This is a genomic window from Streptomyces sp. NPDC088194 (assembly GCF_040702025.1).
Taxonomy (GTDB): Bacteria; Actinomycetota; Actinomycetes; order Streptomycetales; family Streptomycetaceae; genus Actinacidiphila.
The window spans coordinates 106,122-130,136 of the sequence record NZ_JBFBIV010000007.1 but is presented as its reverse complement, the minus strand read 5'-3'; the positions used below and the strand labels follow the sequence as shown (position 1 = coordinate 130,136).

Below are 24,015 nucleotides of genomic sequence, written 5' to 3'. Positions count from 1 at the left end.
CGCCCAGCGGGCCGACGGCAGCGATGGCAGGCCGCCTTGGTCGCGTGGCCTACCGGGCCGGCCGTGCGGTCAGCCGGCCCCTCCCTCATCCGGCCCGTCCCGGCGGTTGAGGAGGAGATGCCGTGCGACGGTGCCGAGGCGCGGGCCTGGGCGGGCGGCCCGCCGCGCGGAGCGGGCGGGCCGCCTGGGGGTGCGCCGGGTGCGGGCTACGCGAGGAACCCGCCGTCGACCGCGAGGTGGGCGCCGGTGATGTAGGACGCGTCGTCGGAGAGCAGGAAGGCGACGGCGGTGGCGATCTCCTCGCCGCGCCCTACGCGCCGCATGGGGATGCCGCGCTCGGCCACCTGCTGGGTGCCGTCCGGGTCGGCCTGGGTCATCTCGGTGTCGATGACGCCGGGCTGGAGTTCGTTGATGCGTACTCCCCGGGCCGCGTACTCCTGGGCCGCGGTGCGGGTCAGGCCACGGATGGCGTGCTTGGCGGCGGAGTACTCGACGGTCGGGCCGCCGCGGTCGGCGAACACGCTGGAGACGTTGACGATCGCGCCGCCGCCGGCGTCGAGGATCGCCGGAATCTGGTACTTGAGGCCGTAGAAGAGGCCGTCCAGGTTGATCGCGACGACCTTGTGCCAGGCGTCCAGGGGCATGTCGGCGGTGGGGGTGAAATTGCCGGTCACCCCGGCGTTGTTGACGGCGTAGTGCAGCGCGCCGAACGAGTCCACGGTCCGGGCGACCGCGCGCTCGACGTCCTCGGCGTCGCTGACGTCGCCGGTGACGGGGAGCGCCTGTCCGCCGTCCTCCTTGATCTGCCGGGCGACGTCCTCGAGCTTGTCGGCGCGCCGGCCGACGAGGGTGACGGCCGCGCCGCGGGCGGCGAGCAGCCGTGCCGTCGCCGCGCCCATGCCGGTTCCGGCGCCGGTGACGAGTGCGACCTTGCCCGGGAACCGCGTCATGACCGGTTCTCCGTCTCCTGGGCGGGGGCGGGCAGTTCGACCGGGTCCTGGTCGAAGTCGGCCGACCGGCTCGCCGCTTCCCACGTGGCGACCTCCTCCAACTGCCCGCGGGAGTAGGCCTGTGCCATCTGGACGGCAGTGGCGCCGAGGACGAGGTGGGAGGGCGGGGTGGGGTGCTTGACGACGCGGACCAGGAGCTCGCCGGCGCGCTTGGGGTCGCCCTGCTGGGCCACGGGACCGCTGAACAGGCGCACCATCTCGCCCACGGTCGCGTCGTACTCCGGTGGGACGTCCGGGACCTGCATCGAGGCCCCGGCCCAGTCGGTCGCGAACCCGCCGGGCTCCACCACGAGGTACCTGATGCCGAACGGCGCGGTCTCCGCCGCGAGCACCCGGGTGAAGCCGTCCACGGCGAACTTGGCCGCCTGGTAGGACCCGAGGCCGGGCGTGCTGCCGACCCGGCCGCCGATGGAGGAGAACTGCACGACCGTGCCGCCTCCTTGCGCCCGCAGCAGCGGCAGCGCGGCGGTGGAGACGTTGTAGACGCCCCAGAAGTTGGTGTCGAACTGACGGCGGAAGTCGTCCTCGGGCGTGGTCTCGACCGCCGAGGTGTTGGCGTATCCGGCGTTGTTCACGACGACGTCGACCCTGCCGAACCGGTCGACCGCCGCCCGCAGGCCGGCCACGGCGGCCGACCGGTCGGTGACGTCGAGCGCGACGGGCAGCACGCGGTCGCCGTACTGCCGTACGAGATCGTCCAGTTGCTCCGGCCTGCGGGCCGTGGCGACGACATTGTCGCCGGCGGCCAGCGCGGCGAGCGCGAGCTGACGGCCGAAGCCGCGCGAGGAGCCGGTGATGAACCAGGTGTCGGTGTGTGTATCCATACCTCTACCGAAACACGGTTGCGCTATTAGTGCAACTTGGTTGTGGTAATTCTCCCGAGGTCGTCGTCCAGGCCGCCCGGTCTCGGAAGTGTGATATTACTGAAACCTGGTTTCGTTACGATGGGGCCATGGCCACGAGGAGGGATTCATGACCAGAGCCGACTTCCTGCGCGCGCGCAGCCCCGAGGCCAAGGCCGCCCGCGAGACCGAGATCCTGGCCGCTGCGTCGCGCCTCGCCCTGCTCAAGGGCGTCAGGGAGGTGACCATGACCGCCATCGCCGACGAGGTCGGCATGCACAAGTCCGCGATGCTCCGCTACTTCGAGACGCGCGAGGACATCTTCCTGCGGCTGGCGGGCACCGCCTGGCGCGACTGGTCGGCCGCGGTGCGCGACCTCCTCGACGCCATCGCGCCCTGTCCCGACGCCGGCGCGCCGCAGTGGGACGAGACGGCCCGCTCGATCGCCGGCACGCTGGCCGGTTCGCTGGTGGCCCGCCCGCTCTTCTGCGACCTGCTGGCCCACACCCCGCTCAACCTGGAGCGCAACGTCTCCACCGACACCGTCCGGACGTTCAAGACGCGTGCCGTGGCGGAGGTCGAGAACGTCGGCGCCGGGCTCCGCGCCCTCGCACCGCTCGACGCGGACCAGGCGCGCGGCGTGGTGACGACCGCCACCTCGATGGCCGGAGCCCTGTGGCAGATGGCCGCCCCCGGCACCCGGCTGCGCGCCTTCTACGAGACCGACCCCGAGCTGTCCCACTCCATCGTCGACGTCGAACCGAGGCTGACCGACATCCTGACCGCCCTGCTCACCGGCTACGCCCTCCGCCCGTCCGGACCCGGCGGACCCGACCACGGGTGAGCCGAACCCCTCGGACCCGACCACGGGTGAGCCGAACACAGATGAGCCCACCACGGGTTGAGCCGCGCCGCCCCGCACGGACCCGGCGCCGTCACAGCACCAGTGGACGGCGGGCCAGCGGCGAGGAGTACACCACGCTCGTGGTGATCGCGCCGAGCCCGGAGATCCGCCCGGTCACCTCCTCCAGGTGACGCATCGACCGCGCCGCGACCTTCATCACGAAGCAGTCGTCGCCGGTGACGTGGTGCGCCTCCAGCACCTCGGGGGTGGTGTCGAGCAGGTCGTGGAACGGCTTGTAGTTGCCGGTCGGGTAGCGCAGCCGGACCAACGCCAGCACCGGCAGCCCGACCCGCTCGGGGTCGACGACCGCGGCGTACCCGGAGATCACCCCGACCTCCTCCAGCCGCCGCACCCGCTCGGTGACCGCGCTCGGCGACATCGAGACGATACGGGCCAGCTCCGCGTAAGTCGCCCGGCCGTCCTGCTGCAGGGCCGCCAGCAGCCGCCAGTCCGTCGCGTCCAGGGAAATCGTGGCCATGCCCCCAGAAGTACCAGGGAAAGCCCGGCCGATCAACGAGAGCGCCGGGGAATCCGCCTTCAGCGGGCAGGCCGCGGACCGTAGATTTCCCGGCATGACCGCAACCACGGACCCCACCGCTCCCGCCACCGCCCCTGCCCTCGCCCCCGCCGCAAGTCCTGTGCTGGGTGTGACCCCGGCCGCGCCCGCGGACGCCGCCGCCCACTTCGCCGCGAGCCTCGCCTTCCACACGGACGTCTCCGACGTCGCCGCCGCGCTCACCGCCGGCGGCGACCCCGGCTTCACCCTCGTCGACACCCGCGGCACCGAGGCATGGGACCAGGGCCGTGTACCCGGCGCCGTGCACCTGCCTACCGCGCAGATCCCGCGGCTCGCCGCGGACCTCCTCGACCCGGCCCGGCCCGTCGTCGTGTACTGCTGGGGCCCGGGCTGCAACGGCGCCGCCCGCGCCGCGCTCGCGCTGGCCCGACTCGGCTACCAGGTCAAGGAGATGCTCGGCGGCATGGAGTACTGGACCCGCGAGGGCCTTGGCTACGAGACCGCCGCCGGCCCCGCCCGCCGCGACGCCGATCCGCTCACCGCGCCCTTGGCCGCCGGCGCCTGCGGCTGCTGAGCCCGTCCGGCCGCACCGGCCCCGTCACATTGGCGCCGTCACGCCAGCGCCGTCACACCGGCATCAACCTGAGTTCGTACGCCCACAGGTCCCCGCGGTTCGCGACCCGGACGAACCCGATGCGTTCCAGGACCGCCTGCGAGGCCCGGTTGCCGGGCTCGGTGGTGGCCACCACGAGCACCACGTCCGGCTGTCCGAGCGCCCACTGGCACAGGGCGCGGGCCGCGTCCGTGGCCCATCCCTGGCCCCGGCCGGACTCCGACAGGTCGTAGCCGATCTCGACCGAGCCGCGGTCCGGCGGGCCGTGGAAGCCGACACCGCCGACCGCGATCAGGTCGTCGGCGCGCTGGATCGCGAACAGCCCCCAGCCGGGCCGGTAGACCCCCGCGCTCGCCGCGGCGACCGTCATCGAGGCCGCGCTCATCGTGCCCTCGCCCGGCACCCCGTCGATCCAGGTGAGCGTGCCGGGCTTGCCGTCGGCCAGCAGCGCGGCCTCCCCGGGAAGCTGCTCGCGCAGGATGAGCCGGCCCTGGGTGAGCACCAGGCTGCCGGCGTCGTGGGAAGCGTGCAAAGTCATCGGGCCGAACCGCCTTGTCGCCAACGGAAGGAAGCGGGAGCCGGCACCCGCGCACACGGACCGCGGAAGGTGTGCGCGAGGAACGTGATGACCCCCTCCAGGCACCCTACGCCCTGGTCACCCGCCCCGGCAGGGCCTCCCGCGCAACTGTGCCGGCACCCCGGCGGGGCGGGTGCGGCGGGCCCGCCGATCATGGACCGCCGCACCCGCCCGCACCTGCCCGCACCTGCCCCCGCCGTACGGGCTCAGAGCACGGACAGCTCCGCGAGGAGGTCGTCCAGGCCCAGCGAACCGAGCGAAAGCGCGGCCATGTGCCATGCCTTGAGGTCGAACGCGTCGCCGCGGGCGGCCCGGGCGGCGGCCCGTCCGGCCAGCCAGGTGCGCTCGCCCATCTTGTAGCCGATCGCCTGCGCGGGCATGCCGAGGTAGCGGATCACCTCGCTGTCGATCATCTCCGCGGGGCTGCCGTTGTGGGCGGCGAAGAAGGCGTGGCCGAGCTCCGGCGTCCAGCGCCCGCCGGGGTGGAAGGGCGAGTCGTCGGGGATGGCCAGCTCCAGGTGCATGCCGATGTCGATGATCACCCGCACCGCCCGCATCATCTGCTTGTCGAGGTAGCCCAGCCGCCGCTCCGGGTCGGTGAGGAAGCCGAGTTCGTCCATCAGCCGCTCCGCGTACAGCGCCCAGCCCTCGGCGTTCGCGCTGACGATGCCGATGGTGGCCTGGTAGCGGGAGAGGCTGTCGGCGATGTGCGCCCACTGGGCCAGCTGGAGATGGTGGCCCGGCACGCCCTCGTGGTACCAGGTGGAGACCAGGTCGTAGATCGGGAAGCGGGTGTGGCCCATCGTCGGCAGCCAGGTGCGGCCCGGGCGGCTGAAGTCCTCGGTGGGCGCGGTGTAGTAGGGCGCCGAGGCGCCGCCGGGCGGGGCGATGTGCGCCTCCACCCGCTTGACCCGCTCGGCGAGTTCGAAGTGGGTGCCGTCCAGCGCGCGGATCGCCTCGTCCATCAGGCCCTGAAGCCACTCGCGCACCTCCTCCACGCCCTCGATGACGGTGCCGTGCGTGTCGAGGTGGCGCATCACCTGCCACGGGTCGGTGTCCGGCAGGATCTTGCCCGCCTCCGCGCGCATCTCGGCGATCAGCCGGTGGAACTCCGACCAGCCGTACGCGTACGCCTCTTCCAGGTCCAGGTCGGCGCCGTTCCAGTAGCGGGACCAGCGGGCGTAGCGCTCGCGGCCCACCGTGTCGGAGGCGCCCTGGACGGCCGGCGCGTACGTGTCGCGCAGCCAGTCGCGGATCTGCGTGAAGGCGGCCGTGGCCTCGCCCGCCGCGGCGTCCGACTCGGCCCGCAGTTCGGCCGGGCTGTCGGCGGTGAGCTGGGCGAACCAGCTTCCCGCCGCGCCGTCGCCGACCCACGTGCCGAGCTGCTCGATGACGGTCTCCACCTGCTTGGGACCGCCGTGCAGGCCGCGGGCCAGCCCCTCCTCCAGCGAGGCGCGGTAGCCGGCCACCGAGGCGGGCACCGCGCGCAGCCGCGCGGCGAGGTCGGCGTGGTCCTCCGCCGTCGCGGTCGGCATCAAGGTGAAGGTCTCGCGGATGGAGTGCAGCGGGGAGTTGATGTTGCTGACCGCGCGCAGGTGCTCACCGGCCTCGTGGATCTCGATGTCGGCGGAGAGCCGGTCCCGGAGCAGGCGCGCGCAGCGCCGCTCCTGCGGGCTGTCGCCGCCGGGCCGCGCCTCGGCCTCGGCCAGCCGGGCCAGCGTCTCCCGCGCCAGGTCGGCCAGCGCCTGCGAGCCGGCGGGCGAGTGGTCGGGCAGCCGGCGGGCGCTGCCCGGCGCGCCGATGTACGTACCGAGGGACGGGTCGAGGGCGACCAGGTCGTCGACGTAGGCGTCGGCGACCTGGCGGGGCAGTGGGCTGCTGGTGAGAGTCGACATGCGGCCATCTTCGTATGACGGGTGGCGCGGCGTCACCTCGGTTGATCGCGCGGTGCCGGGGCGCCGTCGCTTCGCCCGCTCATGGCGGCAGGTGATCCGCCCGGCGGCAGGTCGGATTCACCGACTCCCCGCCGCCCGGCGGCTCCTGGCGCGCGCACGGTCTCGCCGCGGCCACCGGCCGCCTCGTACGCGGGTGTCCGCTCTCGCGGTACGCCGTCACACCGGGCGGTCGATCGCCGTCCAGGGCAGCGGCGCGGGCGTGCCGTCGGGCGAGGCGGGCAGCGTGGCGGTGATCACGAGGGTGCCGTCCTCGACCTGGTAGTCCAGCGGCAGGTCCAGCTCCCGCATCGCCGCGGTCATCCCGGTGTTGGTGGAGCGGGTGACCGCGTAGACGCTCTCGCGGCCCGCGTGCGCGGCGAGTTCGACGAGCCTGCGCAGCAGCGCGGCGCCGATGCCGCGGCGCTGCCAGGTGTCCTCGACGAGCAGCGCCACCTCGCTCTCGTCGCCGTCCCACAGCAGATGGCCGAGGGCGACCAGCCGGCCGGCGGCGGTCTCGACCGCGAGCGACTGGCCGAAGCGCGGGCTGAGCAGGTGGGTGAGATAGCGGTCCGCGTCGCCGACGGGGCCGTGGTAGCGCTGGGTGAGGGTGCCGGGCGAGCAGCGTTCGTGCATCGCGAGCGCCGCGTCCAGGTCCTCGGGGTGGGCCCGGCGCAGGCTGATCTCCTGGCCCGCGGGGAGGGTGAGGACGTCGCGGTGGTGCGGCACGCGCACGCCGAGCCGGGCGTCCAGCTCCACCAGGGCGCGCGCCCGGGCGAATTCGGTGGGCGTGAACGGCAGGTGCTCGCGGCGCACGGTGATCACGCCACCGGACGGGTCGCGCAGCCGCATCACCGTCGGCGCGTCCGCACCGGAGCGGGCGGCCGCGGTCCGTCCGTCCTGCTCCACCGGCTCCTCGCGCCCTTCCTGCCAGCCGATGCGCGCGTCGATGCTCGCGTCGATGTCCTCGTCGAGCTGCCCGGCGGGCGTCGAGCTGATCGTGCAGCGGCCGAAGAGCTGGCGCAGCGCCAGCGGCAGTTCGGCCGCGTCCAGCGCGGTGCGGGTGGCCAGGGTGAGCATCCGGGTCGGCGTGTCCACCAGGTCGTGGGCGTCGGCCCGCTCCAGCCAGGTGTCGGTGCCGCCGGCGTCCGCGACGGATGCGGCGAGGGCGGCCGCCGGGAGCGCGGCCGGCGCCCGCAGCAGGAACTCGTCCACGGTGCCGTCGGCCAGCGGGTGTGTCTGGAGGGTGACGATGTCCACCCGGTGGCCGGCCAGGGCCGTGCACACCGCGCCGAGCGTGCCGGGGGTGTCGCGTACGGTCGTGCGCATCCGCCACAGCGTGGTCGCGGCCGGGGCGGAGTCCGAGGCAGGGTCCGACGCTGTGTCCGGGACGGGGGAGGCGCCGGCCGGGGCGGGCGCGCCGGGCGCGAGCCGTACGGAGCCGCGGCCGCGCCACCACGTGCCCAGACCGGCGGCGACCAGCAGCCCGCCCGCCGAGACGATCGCCAGCGCTCTCCCCTCCGGGTCGGCGCCCACCATGTCGGCCACGGGGCCCGAGGCGGCAGTCACGGCCGACAACGCGGCCACGAAAGCGAGTTCACGGCCCCTGTGACGGCGCCGTGCGGAGGCAGAGGAGGTCGGATGCGGCATACGGCAACCATGCCGAACGCGTGTTGCGCGATCACGAACACACCGTGACCGGACGGTAAAGGGGTGCTCTTTTCGGTTAACTCATCGTATGAGCCGCTTCGCCGCCTTCGGGTTCCCGCGCCGGGCGCCGTCGCCCCGGTTGCCGGCGCCCCGGCCGCCGTCGCAGGCGCCCAGCGCCCGCACCGCCCGGCCGATCGCCTCCGGTGCCAGGTGCGCGTAGCCGACCACGAGGGCGACCTCGTCCGGGGCCGGCGCGTCCGCCGTGGCCGCGTCCCGGGCGGGCGCCGCGCGGTAGTCCGACAGCGGGCGCAGCCGGATACCGGCCGCCGCGGCCCGCGCGAGGAAGCTCTCCTGCGGCCCGTAAACGGCCGGCAGCGTGACGATCGCGTGCAGCCCGGCGGCGATGCCGCTGACCCGGGCGCCCGGCAGGTGCTCGGCCAGGGCGGTGACGAGGGCGTCCCGCCGCAGCCGGTAGAGCCGCTGGCAGCGGCGCAACTGCCGGTCGTACTGCCCGGTGGTGAGGAAGTGCGCGAGGACGGCCTGCTCGGTGACGGGGTTGCCCAGGTCCATGGTCCGCTTGCGCGCCGCGGCCTCCGCGACCACGTCCGGCGGTGCCACCAGCCACCCCAACCGCAGCCCCGGCGCGAGGGACTTGCTCACCGACCCGGTGTACGCGACACGGCCGGGCGCGAGTCCCTGGAGCGCGCCGACCGGCGCCCGGTCGTAGCGGAAGTCCCCGTCGTAGTCGTCCTCGACCACCAGGCCGTCCACCGACCGCGCCCAGCCGGCCAGTTCGGCGCGCCGGGGCGCGGAGTACGCCACCCCGGAGGGGAACTGGTGGCAGGGCGTCACGATCGCGGCGCGCACACCCGTGGCGGCCAGCGCGTCGACCCGCAGCCCGTCGGGATCGACCGGTACCGGCACCGCCGACAGGCCGACCGCGGCCAGCAGTTCGCGCAGTTCCGGGCTGCCCGGGTCCTCCACCGCGACCGCCCGGTGGCCACGGGCCCGCAGCACCATGCCGAGCAGGGTGTGCGCCTGCGCCACCCCGGAGACCACCATCACCTGGTCCGGCTCCGCGGCCACGCACCGGCGCCGTACGAGCAGTTCGGCCAGCGCCTGGCGCAGCTCCGGCAGGCCGCGCGGGTCGGGGTAGCCGAACGCGGTGTGCGGCAGCCGGGCCACGATCCTGCGGTGCGCGGCCGACCACGCCGCCCGCGGGAAGAGCGAGAGGTCCGGCAGGCCCGGCCGCAGGTCCGCGGGGCCGCCCCGGTCGTCCTCGGCGAAGCCGCTCGCCACGGGCACCGCGGGGCCGGCGGAGGTCCGCGCCACCCAGGTGCCCGACCCCTGCCGGCCGGTCAGATAGCCCTCGGCGGTCAACTGCTCGTAGGCGTCGGTCACCACGCCCCGCGACACGCCCAGATCGGCGGCCAGCGCCCGGCTCGACGGCATCCGCACCCCGGCCGCCAGGCGCCCGGAGCGCACCTCCTCCCGCAGCGCCGACCGGAGCGCCCGGCCGCGCCCGCGCGGGGCGACGTCCAGCGACGGCAGCAGCACCTCCCACGCGGCCATGCCCCCGGGACGCGCGCCCGGCGGATCGGCCGGCGCGTCGCCCGACTCGCCGCCCGCCGCTGAAGTGGTTCCCCTACTTCCCATGAAAGTGGACCTTAAAGCAGACCGCCTCGCGTCCGTACGGTCCGGGTATGAACTCCTCCTCCCGCAGCGGCGCGCTCTTCGCCGCGGTCGCCTGCGTCCTGGTGGGCGCGTCCTTCACCGCCGGCGGCGCGCTCGTCCACTACCCGCACGCCGGCGGCCAGGCACTGCGCTACGGCGCCGCGTTCCTGCTGCTGGCCGGTCCGGCGTGCCGCGGTGGGAGCGGCCGGCTGCGCGCGCTCGGCGTACGGCGGTGGGCGCTGGTCGCGGCCGTCGCCGCGGTCGGCATGGTCGGCTTCAACCTGTCGGTGCTCGCGGCGGAGCGCACCGCGCAACCCGCGGTGCCCGGCGTGCTGGTGGGCTGCGCGCCCGTGGTGGTGGCCGTGCTGGTCCCGCTGGCCGCGGGACGCCGGCCGGGCAGGGCCGTCACCGGGGGAGCGGTGCTGGTGGCGGCGGGCGCGTTCGCCGTGCAGGGCTGGGGCGGCACGGACAGCCGGGGCCTGACCTGGTCGGTGGCGGCGCTGGGCGGCGAGGTGGGCTTCGCGTTGCTGGCTGCGCCGCTGGTACGGCCGCTGGGCCCGCTGCTGCTGTCCACCTGCGTCTGCGGGTTCGCCGCGGTGGAGGCCGCGGTGCTCGCCGCGGTCGGCGACGGGTTCCGTACCCCGACCGGACCCGAGGCGCTGGCGCTGGGCTGGCAGGCGGTCGTCGCGACCGTGATCGGGTTCGTGTGCTGGTATGCCGGGTTCCAGCGGCTGGGCACCGAGCGGGCCACGCTCTTCTCCGGGCTGATCCCGGTCTCGGCGGCGCTGACCGCGCCGGTGGTCTCGGTCGGGACGCTGGGGGCGGGCCAGTTGGCCGGCAGCGCGCTGGTCGCGGCGGGCGTGGCGGTCGGCTCGGGCGCGCTGCGCGGGGTACGCGGGCGGGCGTACGGTTCCGGCGGCGGCTCGGCGCTGCGGGAGGCCCCCGGTACGGCGGTGGGCGGCCCGGCGGGCGGGGAGGAACCGGTGCCGGCGGCGCGTCGGCGCTGAGCGGGGGCGGGCCGGGGCGGCTCGGGAGGGCCGGTCGCGGGTGCGGCGGAGCGGTGCGGGAACGGCGGGGGAGCGGTGCGGGAACGGCGGGGGAGCGGTGCGGGAACGGCGGGGGAACGGCAGGGCGCACAGGTCGGAAACCCCGTTCGCATTTATGCGCGCGGGGCGGGAACTCCGCCGGGATGGGGGGAGTTGTCTCAGTACGGGCCGGTGCGCGCACCGGCTCGGCCAGCGGCTCCGACCGGGCGCCCCCGTCCCGGTCGGAGCTTCGAAGCCCGTCCGCGTGTCTGCCGGCCCCCTCCTCCGGCGGACCGCGGACGGCGCGGGGGAGGGCACGGGCCCGGCGGGCACGCCGGTTCCGTACGGCCGTCGGGCCGCTCGTCCGCGGGACCGCGGTCCCGGCCGGACCGCCCGCCGGGGCCGGGCTACTTGACGCCGAACGCCTGCTGGAGCGGGTCGATCGCGAAGTAGGCGAGGAAGAAGAGCGACACGCACCACACCAGCGGGTGCACCTCGCGGATCTTGCCGAGCGCCGTCTTGAGCACGACGTAGGACAGGAAGCCGGCGCCGATGCCGTTGGTGATGCTGTAGGTGAAGGGCATCACCGCGATGGTCAGGAACGCCGGGATGGCGGTGTCGTACTCGGTCCAGTCGATGGTGCGCACCTGCGCCATCAGCAGGAAGCCGACCGCGACCAGCGCCGGCGCCGCCGCCTGCGAGGGCACCACCCCGGCCAGCGGCGACAGGAAGAGCGCCAGCGCGAACAGCACGCCGGTCACCACGCTCGCCAGCCCGGTGCGGGCCCCCTCGCCGACGCCCGCCGCCGACTCCACGTACGCGGTGTTGGAGGACGACGACGCCATGCCCCCGGCGACCGCCGCCGCGCCGTCGATGAACAGCACCCGGCCGATGTTCGGCACCCGGCCCTCCTCGTCGAGCAGGCCCGCCTCGCTGGAGATGCCGACGATCGTGCCCATCGCGTCGAAGAAGTCCGACAGCACCAGCGTGAACACCGACAGGACGCAGGTCACCACACCGGCGTCGCGGAACCCGCCGAACAGGCTGAACTGGCCGACCAGTCCGAAGTCCGGGGTGGAGACGGCCTTGTGCGGAACGCTCGGCGGGTTGAGCCCCCAGGCCAGGTCGGGGATGTCCGCGATCTTGTTGACGACGAGCGCCACGATCGTCATGACCACGATGCTGATCAGGATCGCGCCGCGCATCCGGCGCGCGACCAGGGAGATGGTGAGCAGGACGCCGACGCAGAAGACCAGGACCGGCCAGCCGGTGAGGGTGCCGGTCCCGCCGAGCTGCACCGGGGTGGTGGTATTGGCCGCGTCCGGGATACGGCTGACGAACCCGGCGTCGACCAGGCCGATGAAGGCGATGAACATGCCGATGCCGACGGCGATCGCCTTCTTGATCGCCTGCGGGATGGCTTCCATGATCGCCTGCCGCAGGCCGGTGACGACCAGCACGCAGATCAGCAGGCCCTCCAGGACGACCAGGCCCATCGCGTCCGGCCAGCTCATCTTGGGCGCCAGCTGGTAGGCGACCACGGCGTTGAGGCCGAGCCCGGTGGCGATGGCCAGCGGCAGGTTGCCGCCCACGCCCATGATCACCGTCATCACCGCGGCCACGAGCGCGGTGACGGTCAGCACCTGCGCCGGGGAGAGGCTGGTGCCGTACTTGTCCAGCACCGGGTGGGCTTTGCTGCCGCTGAGGATGAGCGGGTTGAGCACCAGGATGTAGGCCATCGCGAAGAAGGTCGCGAGCCCGCCCCGCACCTCCCGCCCGGGCGTGGAACCCCGCTGGGATATCCGGAACCAGCGTTCCAGCAGGTGGCCGGCCGGCGGCGGCGCGGGTGCGGGCTTCACGGCGTCGTCGGCGACGGAACCGGGCATGGTGCTCCTCTGAAGTTGTCCGAAGTCGGTTGCGGGGCAACCGGATTGTGCCCCCGCAAGGCGCCGCGCGGGTTACCCCCGGGTTACCCCGTATCACCGTCGGGTTTCGGCCATGCTCAGGTCAACACTTGTGCCGCGGAAAGATCACCGCGGATGCGGCTCGACGCGGTGGGGGAGGCGTGCGGAGCGGGTGGGCTGCCCCGCCGCCCGGTCCGTACGCCGCCCGATACGCCGCCGCCCGGTCCGCCCGGTCCGCCTGGGACGCCCGCCGCCGGTGCCGCCCGCCCGGTCCGCCGCCCGCCGGTGGCTACAGCCCGCCGGTCACCCGCAGGACCGCACCCGTGGTGTACGACGCGTCGGGCGAGAGCAGCCACGCCACCGCGCCGGCCACCTCCTCCGGCTGCCCGGGGCGCCGCATCGGGATGCGGTCGCTCTTGCGCCACGGCCGCTGCGCGTCACCCATCGCCGCGTGGATGTCGGTCACGATCATCCCGGGCTGCACGGAGTTGACCCGCACGCCCTCCTCGGCCAGTTCCTTCGACAGGCCGACCGTCATCGCGTCGACCGCCGACTTGCTCGCCGCGTAGTGCACGTACTCGCCGGGGCTGCCCAGCGTGGCCCCGCCCGAGGAGATGTTCACGATCGCGCCGCCCTCCCCGCCGTACCGCGTGGACATGTCCAGCACCGCGCGGCGGGCGCAGATCAGCGCGCCCATCACGTTGACGTCGACGACCCGGCGCATCACCTCGACCGGGGTCTCCGCGAACCGGCCGAGCGGGCCGGTGATGCCCGCGTTGTTCACCAGGCCGGTGGCGGGGCCGAGTTCGTCGCGCACCGCGCCGAAGAACGTGTCGACCTGCTGCTCGTCGCTGGTGTCGACCTGGTGCACCGGGCAGGTGCCGCCGCCCGCGCGGATCTGCCGGGCCACGTCCTCCGCGGCGTCCTTCGCCCGCTCGTAGCCGATCGCGACCTGGTGGCCGGCGGCGGCCAGCCGCAGCGCCACCGCCGCCCCGATGCCGCGGCTGCCGCCCGTGACCACGGTGACCTGCTCCATCGCCCTGCTCCTCGCTGTGCCGTTCGCCATGTCGCGCTGTGTTCGTGCCGTGTCCGTGCCGTGCGGCGTGGTGCCCTCGGCGCCTGCTCGGCCCGGCCGTGCTCCGTCCCCGCTCTGTCCCGCGGAGATCACGAACGCTATTGCAGCACACCGTCAACATCGTATGAACGTCACATGTATCCGGTTCCGCCACGCATGGGTGGGTTCGAGGATTGGTCTTGACCAAGTTTGCGACGCGCCTCTATCGTCCTAGTAGTGCAAGGACCTTTAATAAACACTGGTTCGGAAACAAGGCTTAACAAGGTGTGACCCCGGCAGGGTCCGGCGGCCACGACCACGGCGATTGCGAGGACAGGGTGGGGACCACGCAGCTCGAAGCGGTGCAGGAGCCGAAGTACTGGCACCTCAAGACCGTGCTGAACGACGCCCTCGACTCGGAGTTCGAGGTCGGCGAGATCCTGCCCAACGAGCGTGACCTCGCCGCGCGCTTCGGCGTCGCGCGGGCCACGCTCCGCCAGGCGCTCGAACAGCTCGAGCTGGAAGGCCGGCTCCAGCGCAGGCGCGGCGTGGGCACCACCGTGGCGCCGCCCAGGATCGGCGTGGCCGTCGGCCCGTCGGCGAACGTGTGGCCAGGTGCCGTGCGCGACGCCTGGAACACCGTGGGCTGCGTCGAGGCCGCCGCCCCCGCCCCGATCGCCGCGCTGCTCGGCACCGACCGCGAGGAGGCGGTGCACACCGTCCGGCGCGAGCGGGTCACCCAGGGCCAGCCGGTCGCCACCGAACTGCTCTACGTGCCGGCCGCGTCCGTGCCCGGGCTGTCGACGCTGCTCACCCCGGCCGAGCACGGCCCCGCGGTGCTGCGCGAACTGCACGTCCTGGAGCTGGAGGGCGAGGACCGCTCCGTCGAGCTGGGCTCGGCCCGCGCCGAGGACGCCAAGCAGCTCGACCGGCTGCCCGGCGCGCCCGTCCTGGTGGTCACCACCCGCTACTACGCGGCCGGCCGCGTCGCCGCCGCCTCCGTCGCGACGTACCGCGCCGACACCTGCCGGCTCACCTTCGGCGACTCCGGCGCGCTGGAAGTGCTGCACGACCAGCCCGGCAGCCGCCGCCAGGCGTCCTGACGGCCGGGCCCGAACCCGGCCCGCCCGCGCTCCACCCCCGGCCCGCTTCCGTGAACCACGGGAGCGGGCCGCGGTCGTGCGCGTACGGCGCCGCGCGTCCCGGGCCGGTACCGGCGCCGTGCGCGGTACGCCGCACGCGGTACGCCGTACCCGACCGCCCCGACCGGCCGAGTCCGCTCAGTGCCGGGGCAGCGATGTCTGCTCGACCGCGAACAACTGCTCCTCCACGTGGTCCAGCGCCAGCCGCAGCGCCCCCGTGGCGATCGCCTCCTGGCCCAGCGCGGACAGCACCACGTTCGGCGGCCGCAGGCAGTAACGCGCCAACTCCGCGCGTAGCGGCTCCAGTACGCCGTCGAGACCCGCCGCCCAGCCGCCGACCACCACCAGTTCCGGGTCGATCGCCAGCACCAGCGCGGCCACGTCGTGCACCAGCCGGCGCAGGAACCGGTCCAGCGCGTCCTTCGCCTGCACGTCGCCCTCGCGGGCCAGCGCGAACACCCGCTCCACGGCGGGCTCGTCCAGCGGGTGCAGCGGGGTCCCGGTGGTCGACAGCAGGTGCTCGGGGGTCACCTCGCGCCCCAGCAGGTGCAGCGCGCCGATCTCCCCGGCCGCGCCGCCGAAACCGCGGTGCAGCCGCCCCCCGATCAGCGAACCGGCGCCCGGGCTCAGCCCGGCCAGCACGAACACCACGTCGTCCGTGCCGACCGCGGCGCCCTTCCAGTGCTCGGCGACCGCGGCCAGGTTCGCGTCGTTCTCCACCAGCACCGGGCAGCGGAAGGAGCGTTGCAGCCGCTCGCCGAGCGCCAGCCCGGTCCAGCCCGGCAGCGCCGTGCCCAGCCGCACCTCGCCGCCCGCCTCCACGATGCCGGGGCTGCCCACCCCCACCGCCCACAGCGTGCTGCGCGCCACGCCGGCCTTGCGCAGCAGGTCGGCGACGGTGCCGCGGACCCGGTCGATCCGGTCGTCGGCGCCGGCCGCCTCCGCCACGTCGTGGCCGAGCGTGTCCAGCACCTGGCCGCTGAGGTCGGACAGGACCGCCCGTACCTGGTGCGCGCCGATCTCGACGCCCAGCAGGTGCCCGGCCTCGGCGTGGAAGCGGAACCGGCGGGCCGGCCGGCCCTGCTTGCGGGTGTCGCCCGGCTCCGGGGCGACCTCGACCACCAGGTCCGACTCGGTCAGTCCCTCGATGACGCCCTCGACCGTCGGGCGGGACAGCCCGGTGGTGTGCACCAGCTCGGTGAGCGTGGGGGTCTGCGCTCCGCGCAACGCGTGGAGGACGACCGCGGAGTTGATCCGCCGGAGCAGGGACGGGTCCCCACCGGTGAGGCGCTCCAAGGTGTGTCCTCCCAGCCTGTACCTGTGTGTGGCGGATCGTACCCGGCGCGGAGCCACCCGGCGAGTGCCACCGGGCACCCTTCCGCCCGACTGCGCCCGACCACGCCCGGCGAGCCCCGCAGCGGCCTGCCGCGTGCCACCGCCGCACACCGTACGACCTGCTGGGACGCCGGCGCAGCGGAGCCCGGATGCCGGCCGGCATCGGGTCGCGTCGGTGTCCGCGCGGCGAAGTTATCAGGGTTGCGACGAGGCGCGCGCGGGGCGGGGTCCGCTGGACCACCGCAGGAGGAAGTCCAGCGCGTCGCGGGACTTCGCGTCGTGGGCGGTGTACGCGGCCAGCAACTGGTCGGCGTCGGTGTCGACGGACAACTGCTGGACGTCCAGGGTCAGCTCGCCGGCGGTGGGGTGGCGCATGCGCTTGGTCAACTGCCGGGGACCGGCCACGCGGTAGTCGGCCCACCAGGCGCGGAAGTCCGCGTCCTTCTCGTTCAGCTCGGCGATCAGGGCGCCGAGGTCCGGGTCGTCGGGATGCCGGCCGGACTCCATGCGCAGCACCGCGACGCACTCGCGGGCCACCACCGGCCAGTCCACGTACTGCGCGCGGAAGGCGTCGTCGAGGAAGGTCAGGCGGATGATGTTGCGCCGGGCCGGGGGCAGCGCGGCGAAGTCGGTGAGCAGGGCGGCCGCCGCGCGGTTCCAGGCCAGGACGTCCATCCGCCGGTGGACGACCATCGCCGGGACGTCGTGCATGTCGTCCAGGAGCTGCCGCAGGCGCGGTGCCACGTCCGGCAGCCCCGGGGCGCGGGCGGCCTTGCGCGGGGAGAGGTCGGCGAGGCCGAAGAGGTAGTCGCGCTCGTCCGGCGTCATCCGCAGCGCGTCCGCCAGGGCGTCCAGGACGGCGCGGGAGACCTTGCGGGTACGCCCCTGTTCGAGCCGGACGACGTAGTCGAAGCTCACGTGGGCGAGCTGCGCCAGCTCCTCCCGGCGCAGCCCCGGCACGCGGCGCAGCCCGCCGTGGTGCGGCAGCCCGGCCCGGCGCGGATCGAGGGCGGCACGGCGGGCGCGCAGGAACTCGCCCAGCTCGTTGCCGTCTCCGCGTTCGTGGTGGCGGTCCATACCGCCAGTCTCCTCCCGGACGCGGCGGGGTGCCTGGTACCGGATTCCCTAGGCACACCCCTCCCTGGCACCGGGCATCCCGCGGCGTGACGGTGGAGCGTGTGGCCACGACGGCCACCGGGCTCCGCGGTCGCCGCGGTCCCGTTGCGCCGAGGGATGCGGAGCACCACCCCATGCGTATCGATGTGACGTTCGACAGCGCCGGTCTCACCCTGGCCGGACATCTCCACACACCCGACACCCCCGCCGCCGGGCCGCGTCCGGCGATCGTCGTGTCGCACCCGATGACCGGCGTGAAGGAGCAGACCGCCGGCCTCTACGCGGCGCGGCTGGCCCGGGCCGGCTTCGTGGCCCTCGCCTTCGACGCGGCCCACTGGGGCGACAGCCAGGGCCTGCCCCGCTTCCTGGAGGACCCCGCGCAGCGGGTCGAGGACATCAAGAGCGCCGTCACCTTCCTCAGCGTCCGCGACGAGGTCGACCCCGAGCGGATCGGCGCGCTCGGCATCTGCGCCTCGGGCGGGTACGTCGCCGCGGCGGCCGCGACCGATCACCGGATCAGGGCCGTCGGCACGGTCAGCGCGGCCGACGAGGGGAGCTGGTTCCGCGACGGACTCGGCGGCACCCAGACGCCCGGCGAACTCGCGGCGATGCTGGACCTGTCCGCCGCCGCCCGTACCGGCGAGGCACGCGACGGCGAGGTCCGCAGGCAGCAGATCCACCCCGAGGACGAGCCCGAGCGCGGCGCGGTGAAGAAGAGCATCACCCGCCACATCCACGAGGGCTGGGACTACTACCGCACCGGGCGGGCCCATCACCCCCGCACCGAGAACTGGTTCGCGGCGCGCAGCCTGGACCTGCTCACCCAGTTCGACGCGTTCCGGCTGATCGCGCTCATCGCGCCGCGCCCGCTGCTGATGATCGCCGGCACCGAGGCCGTCTCCGACTACTTCACCGTCGGAGCGATCGAGAAGGCGCGCGAGCCCAAGGAGCTGTTCTGGATCGACGGCGCCGACCACGTCGACCTCTACGACCGCGACGAGTACGTCACCCCGGCCGTCGAGAAGCTCACCGGGTTCTTCGCCGAGGCGCTCAAGGCGCCGGGGACCGTGGCGGCGTGACGGCGCCCCCGGAAGGCGGCGGGGTGCGGGCGTGGAGATCGGTGTGGTGGTCGTGGACGGCGCGGTGTTCGTGCGCGCCTCCCGGGGGCCCTCGTCCCGCTGGTTCCGGGCCACCCAGGAACGGCACCGCGGCGCCGTCCGCGTGGACGGCACCGTACGGCAGGTCGCCTTCGACGTCCCCGCGCGGACGGACGCGCGGCTGACGCGGGCGATCGACGACGCGTACGCGCGCAAGTACGGGGACGTCGGCGCGATGAGCGACCGGATGCGGGCGGCCACCGTCCGGATCGCGCCCCTGGGGGACGGGCGGGCCGGCGCGGACGCGGTAGCCGCGGGCTGACGGGCTGACGGGCTGACGGGCGGTCGGGCGGGAGCGGGCATCGGTCCGCTCCCGCCCGTGGCACGGGCCTCAGAGCTGGGAGCCGCCGCCGTCCACCGCGAGTTCGGCGCCGGTGGTGTACGTGGCGTCGAAGGCGAGGAAGGCGACCGCCCTGGCGACCTCCGCCGGGGTGCCCACGCGCAGCATCGGGATGTCCGCGGCCATCTGGGCCACGGTCGCCTCCACCGCTTCCTTGGGCATCGTCTTCTCCAGGATGCCGGTGTCGATCGGGCCGGGGCTCACCGCGTTGACCCGGACCTTCCGCGGCAGCAGCTCACGGGCCAGGCTGCGGGTCATCGAGCGCAGCGCCGCCTTGCTCGCCGCGTAGGCGCTCAGCGCGGGAAGTCCCAGCACGTTGGCGACGGAGGTGGTCAGCACCACGCCGCTCCCCTCGGCCAGCAGCGGGGCGAGCTTCTGCACCGTGAAGTACGGCCCCTTGGCGTTGATCGTCAGCAACTCGTCGAAGAGCTGCTCGCTCGTCGCCTCGAACGGTGCGAAGCCGCTGACCCCGGCATTGGCGAACAGCGCGTCCACCGTGCCGAGTTCGGCCTTCACGCGGTCGGCCAGCGCGTCGATGTCGGACAGCGACGACGCGTCGCTGCGCACCGCGACCGCGTCGCCGCCGAGCTGCTCGCGGGCCGCGTCCAGGGCGTCCTGGCCGCGTCCGGTGACGAGGACCCGGGCGCCCTCGCCCACCAGGAGGCGGGCGGTGGCCAGCCCCAGCCCGCTGCTGCCCCCGGTGATCACGACGTTCTTTCCTTCGTACCTGCCCATGGCGGACACCCTCTGTTCCAGGAGTCGGTTTCCGGTTCACGTCCCTCCGGGCCGGCCTCGGTGGGGACACGTTCGAGTCAACAGCCGCCCGGGCAGGGGCGTCCAAGACCCGTTTCGCACCACGTCATGCGGAATCCGCATCACGAGTAGGCTGGCGGCATGCCCGACGACGCCCCGCCCGCGGCGGCACCCGGTCCGGACGCCGCCTCCGACCCCGGACCGGACCTCGACCTGCGGCTGGTGCGGTACTTCGTGGTCGTCGCCGAGCATCTGCACTTCGCCAGGGCCGCGCAGGCGCTGCACGTCGCCCAGCCCTCGCTGAGCCGGCAGATCCAGCGGCTGGAGGACACCCTCGGCGTGCGGCTGCTGGACCGCACCACCCAGGGCAGCGCCCTCACCCCGGCCGGAGCGGCCTTCCTGCCGCAGGCGCAGGGGCTCCTCCAGGCCGCGGGCCAGGCGACGCGCACCGCCCGCTCCGCCGCGCGGGCCCACACCATCACCGTCGGATACGTCGAGGACCTCGTCGTCACCGCCGCGGTGCGCGAACTGCGCCGCCGCTACCCCGAGGCCCACGTCCGCACCCGGCACCTGGACTGGAACGAGACGCGAGCCCTGCCCGACCGCAAGGTCGACGTGCTCGTCGCCCGCACCCCGCTGCCCATCCCGGACGACGGCCTGCGCGTGAGCGTGCTCTACGACGAGCCGCGCGCGCTGCTGGTGCCCGCGGACCACCGCCTGGCCGGCAAGGAGTCGGTCGGCCCGGACGACTTCGCGGGAGAGCCCCTCATCGCCTGCGCCGGAATGGCCGCGGTCTGGACCGCGTTCTGGCGGCTGAACCCGCATCCGGACGGCGGTTCCGCCCCGCTCGGCCCGCTGCTCGCCGAGACCTTCGAGGACAAGCTCGAAGGCGTCGCGGACGGGCGCTCCATCGCCCTGGTGCCCGCCTACGACCGCCGCTGCGCCGACCGGGACGACCTCGCCGTGGTGCCGGTCGACGGGATCGAGCCGTGCCAGGTGGTCGTCGCCACCCGGGCCGGCGACCGTAACCCGCTGGTGGCCGGGTTCCGGGAGGCGGCGGGCCGCCTGCTGCGGCCTCCGCGGGGGGAGTTCAGCCGCTCCTGAGCCGGGCGCCGGGCGCCACCGCCGCAGCGGAGCCCGCGTCCGGGTCCGGGGCCGGGTCAGGGGCCGTGCCCGTCCGGTTCTCGGCGAAGGCCGCCACGCGCAGCCGGGCGAACTCCTCGGCCAGGGCCGCCGGCGTCCAGTGCGCGTTCAGGCCGCTGGGGCTGGGCAGCACCCAGACCCGGGTGGTGCCCAGCGTGCGCTCCTGCGGCCCGACCACGGCGCGCTTGTCGGCGAACGCGACCCGGTACGCGGTGACGCCGAGCACCGCGAGCCACCGCGGCCGGTGCCGGGCCACCTTCGCGGTCAGCGCCCGGCCGCCCGCGACCAGTTCCTCCGCGGTCAGCTCGTCGGCCCGCGCGGTCGCCCGCGGCGCCACGTTCGTGAGCCCGAAGCCGAGCGCGAGCACGTCCTCCTGCTCGGCGGGCGCGTACCGGCGCGGGGTGAAACCCGAGGCGTGCAGCGCCGGCCAGAACCGGTTGCCCGGCCGGGCGAAGTGCTCGCCCCGGTACGCCGACATCAACCCCGGGTTGATCCCGCAGAACAGCACGTTGAGCCCCGGCCCGACCACGTCCCGCAGGGTGCGGGTGCGGGCCTGCGCCAGTTCCTCCGGCGTCAGAGGATCGCCCCCGGCCGGTACGCCGCCGCGCGCGGGTACGCCTTGACGACCTCCTCGACCCGGCGCGTGACCTCCGCGACCTGATCGCCCGCGGCGCCGGTGAACGACAGCCGGTCGGCCATCAGCGCGTCCAGCGCGGCCCGGTCCAGCGGGATTCGCGGGTCGGCGGCGAGCCGGTCCAGCAGTTCGTTGCGCTCGGTGCCCTGCTCGCGCATGGCCAGCGCCGACGCGACCGCGTTCTCCTTGATCGCCTCGTGTGCGGCCTCCCGGCCCACCCCGGCCCGCACCGCGCCCATCAGCACCTTCGTGGTGGCCAGGAACGGCAGGTAGCGGTCCAGCTCGCGCGAGACGACCGCCGGGAACGCCCCGAACTCGTCGAGCACCGTCAAGAACGTCTCCAGCAGCCCGTCGAACGCGAAGAACGCGTCCGGCAGCGCCACCCGGCGCACCACCGAGCAGGACACGTCGCCTTCGTTCCACTGGTCGCCGGAGAGCTCACCGGTCATCGAGGCGTAGCCGCGCAGCACCACCATCAGGCCGTTGACCCGCTCGCAGGAGCGGGTGTTCATCTTGTGCGGCATCGCCGAGGAGCCGACCTGCCCGGGCTTGAAGCCCTCGGTGACCAGTTCGTGCCCGGCCATCAGCCGGATCGTCTTGGCCAGCGACGAGGGCGCCGCGGCCAGTTGCACCAGCGCGGTCACCGCCTCGTAGTCCAGCGAGCGCGGGTAGACCTGGCCGACGGAGCTGAACGTCCGCGAGAAGCCCAGGTGTTCGGCGACCCGGTGCTCCAGCTCGGCGAGCTGGCCGCTGTCCCCGCCGAGCAGGTCCAGCATGTCCTGCGCGGTGCCGACCGGGCCCTTCACGCCGCGCAGCGGATACCGCGCCAGCAGCTCCTCGACCCGCCCGAACGCCACCAGCAGCTCGTCGGCCGCGGTGGCGAACCGCTTGCCGAGCGTGGTCGCCTGCGCCGCGACGTTGTGCGAGCGGCCCGCCATCACCAGCTCGCCGTACTGCCCGGCGAGCTGGCCGAGCCGGGCGAGCACCGCGACCGTGCGGTCCCGCGCGTGCTCAAGGGACAGCCGGATCTGCAACTGCTCGACGTTCTCGGTCAGGTCGCGCGAGGTCATGCCCTTGTGCACCTGCTCGTGCCCGGCAAGCGCGTTGAACTCCTCGATCCGGGCCTTCACGTCGTGCCGGGTGACCTTCTCGCGCTCCGCGATCGAGTCGAGGTCGACCTGCTCCAGCACCCGCTCGTAGTCCTCGACGGCCCCCGCCGGCACCTCGATGCCCAGGTCCGCCTGGGCGCGCAGCACCGCCAGCCACAGCCGGCGCTCCAGCACCACTTTCTGCTCGGGCGACCACAGCGCGGCCAGCTCCGCGGAGGCATAGCGACCGGCGAGGACATTCGGGATACGCGGCTTGGCTGTCACGTGGGGAGATTCTACTGGTCGCGCGGGGTGTCCCGTACGGTCAGCCCTCGCCGCTCGGGACCGTGCGCGCGGCACCCCGCGCGTAGGACGGGGTGGACGGCAGGTCGCCGGGCAGGTCGTACGGCAGCAACTCGGCGCGCTTGGGGCTGCGGCCGTCGCCGCTGGACCGCCCGGTCAGGCGGCGGCCGATCCACGGCAGCAGGTGGGCGCGGGTGAAGCGCAGGTCGGACACGCGGCGGGCGGCCCAGCCGGCGCGCACCTCCGGCGGCAGCGGGCTGGTCCACTCCGCCTGCTCGGGCAGGCCGAGCGCCTGCCAGACCGCCTCGGCGACCCGTTCGTGGCCCTCCGCGGTCAGATGCAGCCGGTCCTCAGCCCACATCCGTGCGTCGCCCAGCACCTGTGCCCCGTACAGGTCGACGACGACCGCGCCGTGCGCGGCCGCCAGCGACTCCACGAAGTCGAACAGCTCCACCATCCGCGGCAGGAACCGCGTCGCCACCGGGCCCCGCCTGATCGGGCTGCGCATCAGCACCAGGCGGTCGCAGGCCGGGGCGAGGCGCTGCACGCAGCTCTCCAGCACCTCGCACACCGCCGCCACGTCGCAGCCGGGCCGCAGGACGTCGTTGAGCCCGCCGACCAGCGTGATCACGTCCGGGCGCATCGCGGCCGCCGCGTCCACCTGCTCGTCGGAGATCTGCCGGATCAGCTTGCCGCGCACCGCGAGGTTGGCGTACCGCACGCCCTCGCCGCCCGCTTCCCGGGACGCGGCCGCCAGCCGCGCCGCGAGCAGGTCCGCCCACCCGCGGTACGAACCGTCGGGCAGCAGGTCCGACATGCCCTCGGTGAAGGAGTCCCCGACGGCGACGAGGCTGGAGTACGTGGCTGGCGTCTGCATGGCACGCAGATCCTACCGGCGGGAAACGCGGTGGTGGCGGCGCCCCCGGCGCCGCCGGTGTGTGCCGTCAGCGGGTCAGGTACGCGGCGGCGCCCAGCGCGCCGGCCGTCGCCCCGGCGCCGACCACGGCGGCCGCCACGCAGCGCCTTCTGAGGTACTCGTAGCGCTCGCTGTACTCGCCGCGCAGCTCCGCGGCGCGGTCGATGACGCGCCGCAGCGTCTCGCGGGACAGCCGCACCCGGTCGGCGACATAGACCCGTTCGACCTCCTCGCGCTGCGCGGTGGTCAGCCAGGGCAGATGAGCGGTGAAACCGGCAGCCTCGCGGCGCGCCTGCGCCAGCTCCGCGTTCCACAGCAGGTAGCCCTCGATCCGGTCGAGCCCTGAGTGGTCGTTCCTGTCCGCGCCCACGCGTGGGTCCCGTCCGG

The 24,015-nt window shown here is 74.5% G+C and carries 23 protein-coding genes; 7 read left to right on the top strand and 16 right to left on the bottom strand.

Features of this window, described 5'->3' with window-relative positions; genetic code table 11:
• Positions 1 to 206: 206 nt before the first annotated feature.
• Together AB0399_RS05755 and AB0399_RS05750 are read right to left on the bottom strand one after the other, a co-directional pair.
• The gene (locus AB0399_RS05755; RefSeq protein ID WP_366410346.1) at positions 207 to 950 is read right to left on the bottom strand and encodes an SDR family NAD(P)-dependent oxidoreductase; all 744 of its coding nucleotides are present in this window, start codon (positions 948 to 950) and stop codon (positions 207 to 209) included.
• The gene (locus AB0399_RS05750) at positions 947 to 1,834 is read right to left on the bottom strand and encodes an SDR family NAD(P)-dependent oxidoreductase (RefSeq protein ID WP_366410345.1); all 888 of its coding nucleotides are present in this window, start codon (positions 1,832 to 1,834) and stop codon (positions 947 to 949) included. The genes AB0399_RS05755 and AB0399_RS05750 overlap by 4 nt, the downstream gene beginning before the upstream one ends.
• A gap of 148 nt (positions 1,835 to 1,982) precedes the next feature.
• Between AB0399_RS05750 and AB0399_RS05745 the strand changes: the two genes are divergently transcribed.
• The gene (locus AB0399_RS05745) at positions 1,983 to 2,696 is read left to right on the top strand and encodes a TetR family transcriptional regulator (protein WP_366410344.1); all 714 of its coding nucleotides are present in this window, start codon (positions 1,983 to 1,985) and stop codon (positions 2,694 to 2,696) included.
• Between the two features lie 91 nt (positions 2,697 to 2,787).
• Here AB0399_RS05745 and AB0399_RS05740 read toward each other — a convergent pair whose 3' ends face one another.
• Positions 2,788 to 3,234, bottom strand: a complete 447-nt coding sequence (locus AB0399_RS05740; RefSeq protein ID WP_366410343.1) for an Lrp/AsnC family transcriptional regulator — start codon at positions 3,232 to 3,234, stop codon at positions 2,788 to 2,790.
• A 94-nt stretch (positions 3,235 to 3,328) separates the two neighbouring features.
• Between AB0399_RS05740 and AB0399_RS05735 the strand changes: the two genes are divergently transcribed.
• On the top strand, positions 3,329 to 3,847 hold the full coding sequence (locus tag AB0399_RS05735) for a rhodanese-like domain-containing protein (RefSeq protein WP_366410342.1): 519 nt from the start codon (positions 3,329 to 3,331) through the stop codon (positions 3,845 to 3,847).
• 52 nt (positions 3,848 to 3,899) lie between these two features.
• Here AB0399_RS05735 and AB0399_RS05730 read toward each other — a convergent pair whose 3' ends face one another.
• The 4 genes from AB0399_RS05730 to AB0399_RS05715 all read right to left on the bottom strand — a co-directional run bounded on the left by AB0399_RS05730 (position 3,900) and on the right by AB0399_RS05715 (position 9,616).
• On the bottom strand, positions 3,900 to 4,424 hold the full coding sequence (locus tag AB0399_RS05730; RefSeq protein WP_329372986.1) for a GNAT family protein: 525 nt from the start codon (positions 4,422 to 4,424) through the stop codon (positions 3,900 to 3,902).
• Positions 4,425 to 4,669: 245 nt separating this feature from the next.
• Positions 4,670 to 6,358: a DUF885 domain-containing protein gene (locus tag AB0399_RS05725; protein WP_366410341.1), complete on the bottom strand. Its 1,689-nt coding sequence runs from the start codon at positions 6,356 to 6,358 to the stop codon at positions 4,670 to 4,672.
• Between the two features lie 216 nt (positions 6,359 to 6,574).
• Positions 6,575 to 8,044, bottom strand: coding sequence for a GNAT family N-acetyltransferase (locus tag AB0399_RS05720; protein WP_366410340.1), 1,470 nt, complete (start codon positions 8,042 to 8,044; stop codon positions 6,575 to 6,577).
• 81 nt (positions 8,045 to 8,125) lie between these two features.
• On the bottom strand, positions 8,126 to 9,616 hold the full coding sequence (locus tag AB0399_RS05715) for a PLP-dependent aminotransferase family protein (protein WP_366410378.1): 1,491 nt from the start codon (positions 9,614 to 9,616) through the stop codon (positions 8,126 to 8,128).
• Between the two features lie 131 nt (positions 9,617 to 9,747).
• Between AB0399_RS05715 and AB0399_RS05710 the strand changes: the two genes are divergently transcribed.
• On the top strand, positions 9,748 to 10,725 hold the full coding sequence (locus AB0399_RS05710; RefSeq protein WP_366410339.1) for a DMT family transporter: 978 nt from the start codon (positions 9,748 to 9,750) through the stop codon (positions 10,723 to 10,725).
• Positions 10,726 to 11,150: 425 nt separating this feature from the next.
• Here the strand turns inward: AB0399_RS05710 and AB0399_RS05705 are convergent, their stop codons facing one another.
• Both AB0399_RS05705 and AB0399_RS05700 read right to left on the bottom strand, forming a co-directional pair.
• Positions 11,151 to 12,629, bottom strand: coding sequence for an NCS2 family permease (locus AB0399_RS05705; protein WP_329372994.1), 1,479 nt, complete (start codon positions 12,627 to 12,629; stop codon positions 11,151 to 11,153).
• Positions 12,630 to 12,936: 307 nt separating this feature from the next.
• On the bottom strand, positions 12,937 to 13,683 hold the full coding sequence (locus AB0399_RS05700; protein ID WP_366410338.1) for an SDR family oxidoreductase: 747 nt from the start codon (positions 13,681 to 13,683) through the stop codon (positions 12,937 to 12,939).
• A gap of 356 nt (positions 13,684 to 14,039) precedes the next feature.
• On the opposite strand from AB0399_RS05700, the gene AB0399_RS05695 reads away from it, so the two are divergent.
• Positions 14,040 to 14,804: a GntR family transcriptional regulator gene (locus AB0399_RS05695; protein WP_329372998.1), complete on the top strand. Its 765-nt coding sequence runs from the start codon at positions 14,040 to 14,042 to the stop codon at positions 14,802 to 14,804.
• 177 nt (positions 14,805 to 14,981) lie between these two features.
• Here AB0399_RS05695 and AB0399_RS05690 read toward each other — a convergent pair whose 3' ends face one another.
• A complete protein-coding gene (locus tag AB0399_RS05690; RefSeq protein ID WP_328459958.1) occupies positions 14,982 to 16,139 on the bottom strand; it encodes an ROK family protein in 1,158 nt (385 codons plus the stop codon).
• A gap of 234 nt (positions 16,140 to 16,373) precedes the next feature.
• Positions 16,374 to 17,255: a helix-turn-helix transcriptional regulator gene (locus AB0399_RS05685; RefSeq protein WP_366410337.1), complete on the bottom strand. Its 882-nt coding sequence runs from the start codon at positions 17,253 to 17,255 to the stop codon at positions 16,374 to 16,376.
• A 173-nt stretch (positions 17,256 to 17,428) separates the two neighbouring features.
• Between AB0399_RS05685 and AB0399_RS05680 the strand changes: the two genes are divergently transcribed.
• Positions 17,429 to 18,373, top strand: a complete 945-nt coding sequence (locus AB0399_RS05680) for an alpha/beta hydrolase (RefSeq protein ID WP_366410336.1) — start codon at positions 17,429 to 17,431, stop codon at positions 18,371 to 18,373.
• Between the two features lie 31 nt (positions 18,374 to 18,404).
• Positions 18,405 to 18,713: a DUF2255 family protein gene (locus AB0399_RS05675; protein ID WP_366410335.1), complete on the top strand. Its 309-nt coding sequence runs from the start codon at positions 18,405 to 18,407 to the stop codon at positions 18,711 to 18,713.
• Between the two features lie 69 nt (positions 18,714 to 18,782).
• Here the strand turns inward: AB0399_RS05675 and AB0399_RS05670 are convergent, their stop codons facing one another.
• Positions 18,783 to 19,526 (bottom strand): SDR family oxidoreductase, encoded by a 744-nt coding sequence (locus AB0399_RS05670; protein WP_366410334.1) that lies wholly within the window; start codon positions 19,524 to 19,526, stop codon positions 18,783 to 18,785.
• A 159-nt stretch (positions 19,527 to 19,685) separates the two neighbouring features.
• Between AB0399_RS05670 and AB0399_RS05665 the strand changes: the two genes are divergently transcribed.
• Entirely contained in the window at positions 19,686 to 20,648 is a 963-nt protein-coding gene (locus AB0399_RS05665; RefSeq protein WP_366410333.1) for a LysR family transcriptional regulator, read from the top strand.
• On the opposite strand, the gene mug is transcribed toward AB0399_RS05665, so the two are convergent.
• The 4 genes from mug to AB0399_RS05645 all read right to left on the bottom strand — a co-directional run bounded on the left by mug (position 20,635) and on the right by AB0399_RS05645 (position 23,998).
• The gene (gene mug, locus AB0399_RS05660; RefSeq protein ID WP_366410377.1) at positions 20,635 to 21,264 is read right to left on the bottom strand and encodes a G/U mismatch-specific DNA glycosylase; all 630 of its coding nucleotides are present in this window, start codon (positions 21,262 to 21,264) and stop codon (positions 20,635 to 20,637) included. The genes AB0399_RS05665 and mug overlap by 14 nt on opposite strands.
• The gene (gene purB, locus AB0399_RS05655) at positions 21,261 to 22,694 is read right to left on the bottom strand and encodes an adenylosuccinate lyase (RefSeq protein WP_366410332.1); all 1,434 of its coding nucleotides are present in this window, start codon (positions 22,692 to 22,694) and stop codon (positions 21,261 to 21,263) included. Before purB ends, mug begins: the two co-directional genes overlap by 4 nt.
• 40 nt (positions 22,695 to 22,734) lie before the next feature.
• Positions 22,735 to 23,589: an SGNH/GDSL hydrolase family protein gene (locus AB0399_RS05650; protein WP_366410331.1), complete on the bottom strand. Its 855-nt coding sequence runs from the start codon at positions 23,587 to 23,589 to the stop codon at positions 22,735 to 22,737.
• 67 nt (positions 23,590 to 23,656) lie between these two features.
• On the bottom strand, positions 23,657 to 23,998 hold the full coding sequence (locus AB0399_RS05645; RefSeq protein ID WP_366410330.1) for a hypothetical protein: 342 nt from the start codon (positions 23,996 to 23,998) through the stop codon (positions 23,657 to 23,659).
• Positions 23,999 to 24,015: the final 17 nt, after the last annotated feature.

Excerpts from the sequence above, each read along its gene's own strand:
- AB0399_RS05680 (WP_366410336.1), top strand. The coding sequence starts at position 17,429 with ATGCGTATCGATGTGACGTTCGACAGCGCCGGTCTCACCCTGGCCGGA.
- AB0399_RS05730 (WP_329372986.1), bottom strand. The coding sequence starts at position 4,424 with ATGACTTTGCACGCTTCCCACGACGCCGGCAGCCTGGTGCTCACCCAG.
- AB0399_RS05735 (WP_366410342.1), top strand. The coding sequence starts at position 3,329 with ATGACCGCAACCACGGACCCCACCGCTCCCGCCACCGCCCCTGCCCTC.
- AB0399_RS05710 (WP_366410339.1), top strand. The coding sequence starts at position 9,748 with ATGAACTCCTCCTCCCGCAGCGGCGCGCTCTTCGCCGCGGTCGCCTGC.
- AB0399_RS05685 (WP_366410337.1), bottom strand. The coding sequence starts at position 17,255 with ATGGACCGCCACCACGAACGCGGAGACGGCAACGAGCTGGGCGAGTTC.
- AB0399_RS05665 (WP_366410333.1), top strand. The coding sequence starts at position 19,686 with ATGCCCGACGACGCCCCGCCCGCGGCGGCACCCGGTCCGGACGCCGCC.
- AB0399_RS05745 (WP_366410344.1), top strand. The coding sequence starts at position 1,983 with ATGACCAGAGCCGACTTCCTGCGCGCGCGCAGCCCCGAGGCCAAGGCC.
- AB0399_RS05715 (WP_366410378.1), bottom strand. The coding sequence starts at position 9,616 with ATGGCCGCGTGGGAGGTGCTGCTGCCGTCGCTGGACGTCGCCCCGCGC.
- AB0399_RS05700 (WP_366410338.1), bottom strand. The coding sequence starts at position 13,683 with ATGGAGCAGGTCACCGTGGTCACGGGCGGCAGCCGCGGCATCGGGGCG.
- AB0399_RS05720 (WP_366410340.1), bottom strand. The coding sequence starts at position 8,044 with ATGCCGCATCCGACCTCCTCTGCCTCCGCACGGCGCCGTCACAGGGGC.
- AB0399_RS05740 (WP_366410343.1), bottom strand. The coding sequence starts at position 3,234 with ATGGCCACGATTTCCCTGGACGCGACGGACTGGCGGCTGCTGGCGGCC.
- AB0399_RS05750 (WP_366410345.1), bottom strand. The coding sequence starts at position 1,834 with ATGGATACACACACCGACACCTGGTTCATCACCGGCTCCTCGCGCGGC.
- AB0399_RS05755 (WP_366410346.1), bottom strand. The coding sequence starts at position 950 with ATGACGCGGTTCCCGGGCAAGGTCGCACTCGTCACCGGCGCCGGAACC.
- AB0399_RS05725 (WP_366410341.1), bottom strand. The coding sequence starts at position 6,358 with ATGTCGACTCTCACCAGCAGCCCACTGCCCCGCCAGGTCGCCGACGCC.
- AB0399_RS05670 (WP_366410334.1), bottom strand. The coding sequence starts at position 19,526 with ATGGGCAGGTACGAAGGAAAGAACGTCGTGATCACCGGGGGCAGCAGC.
- AB0399_RS05705 (WP_329372994.1), bottom strand. The coding sequence starts at position 12,629 with ATGCCCGGTTCCGTCGCCGACGACGCCGTGAAGCCCGCACCCGCGCCG.
- AB0399_RS05650 (WP_366410331.1), bottom strand. The coding sequence starts at position 23,589 with ATGCAGACGCCAGCCACGTACTCCAGCCTCGTCGCCGTCGGGGACTCC.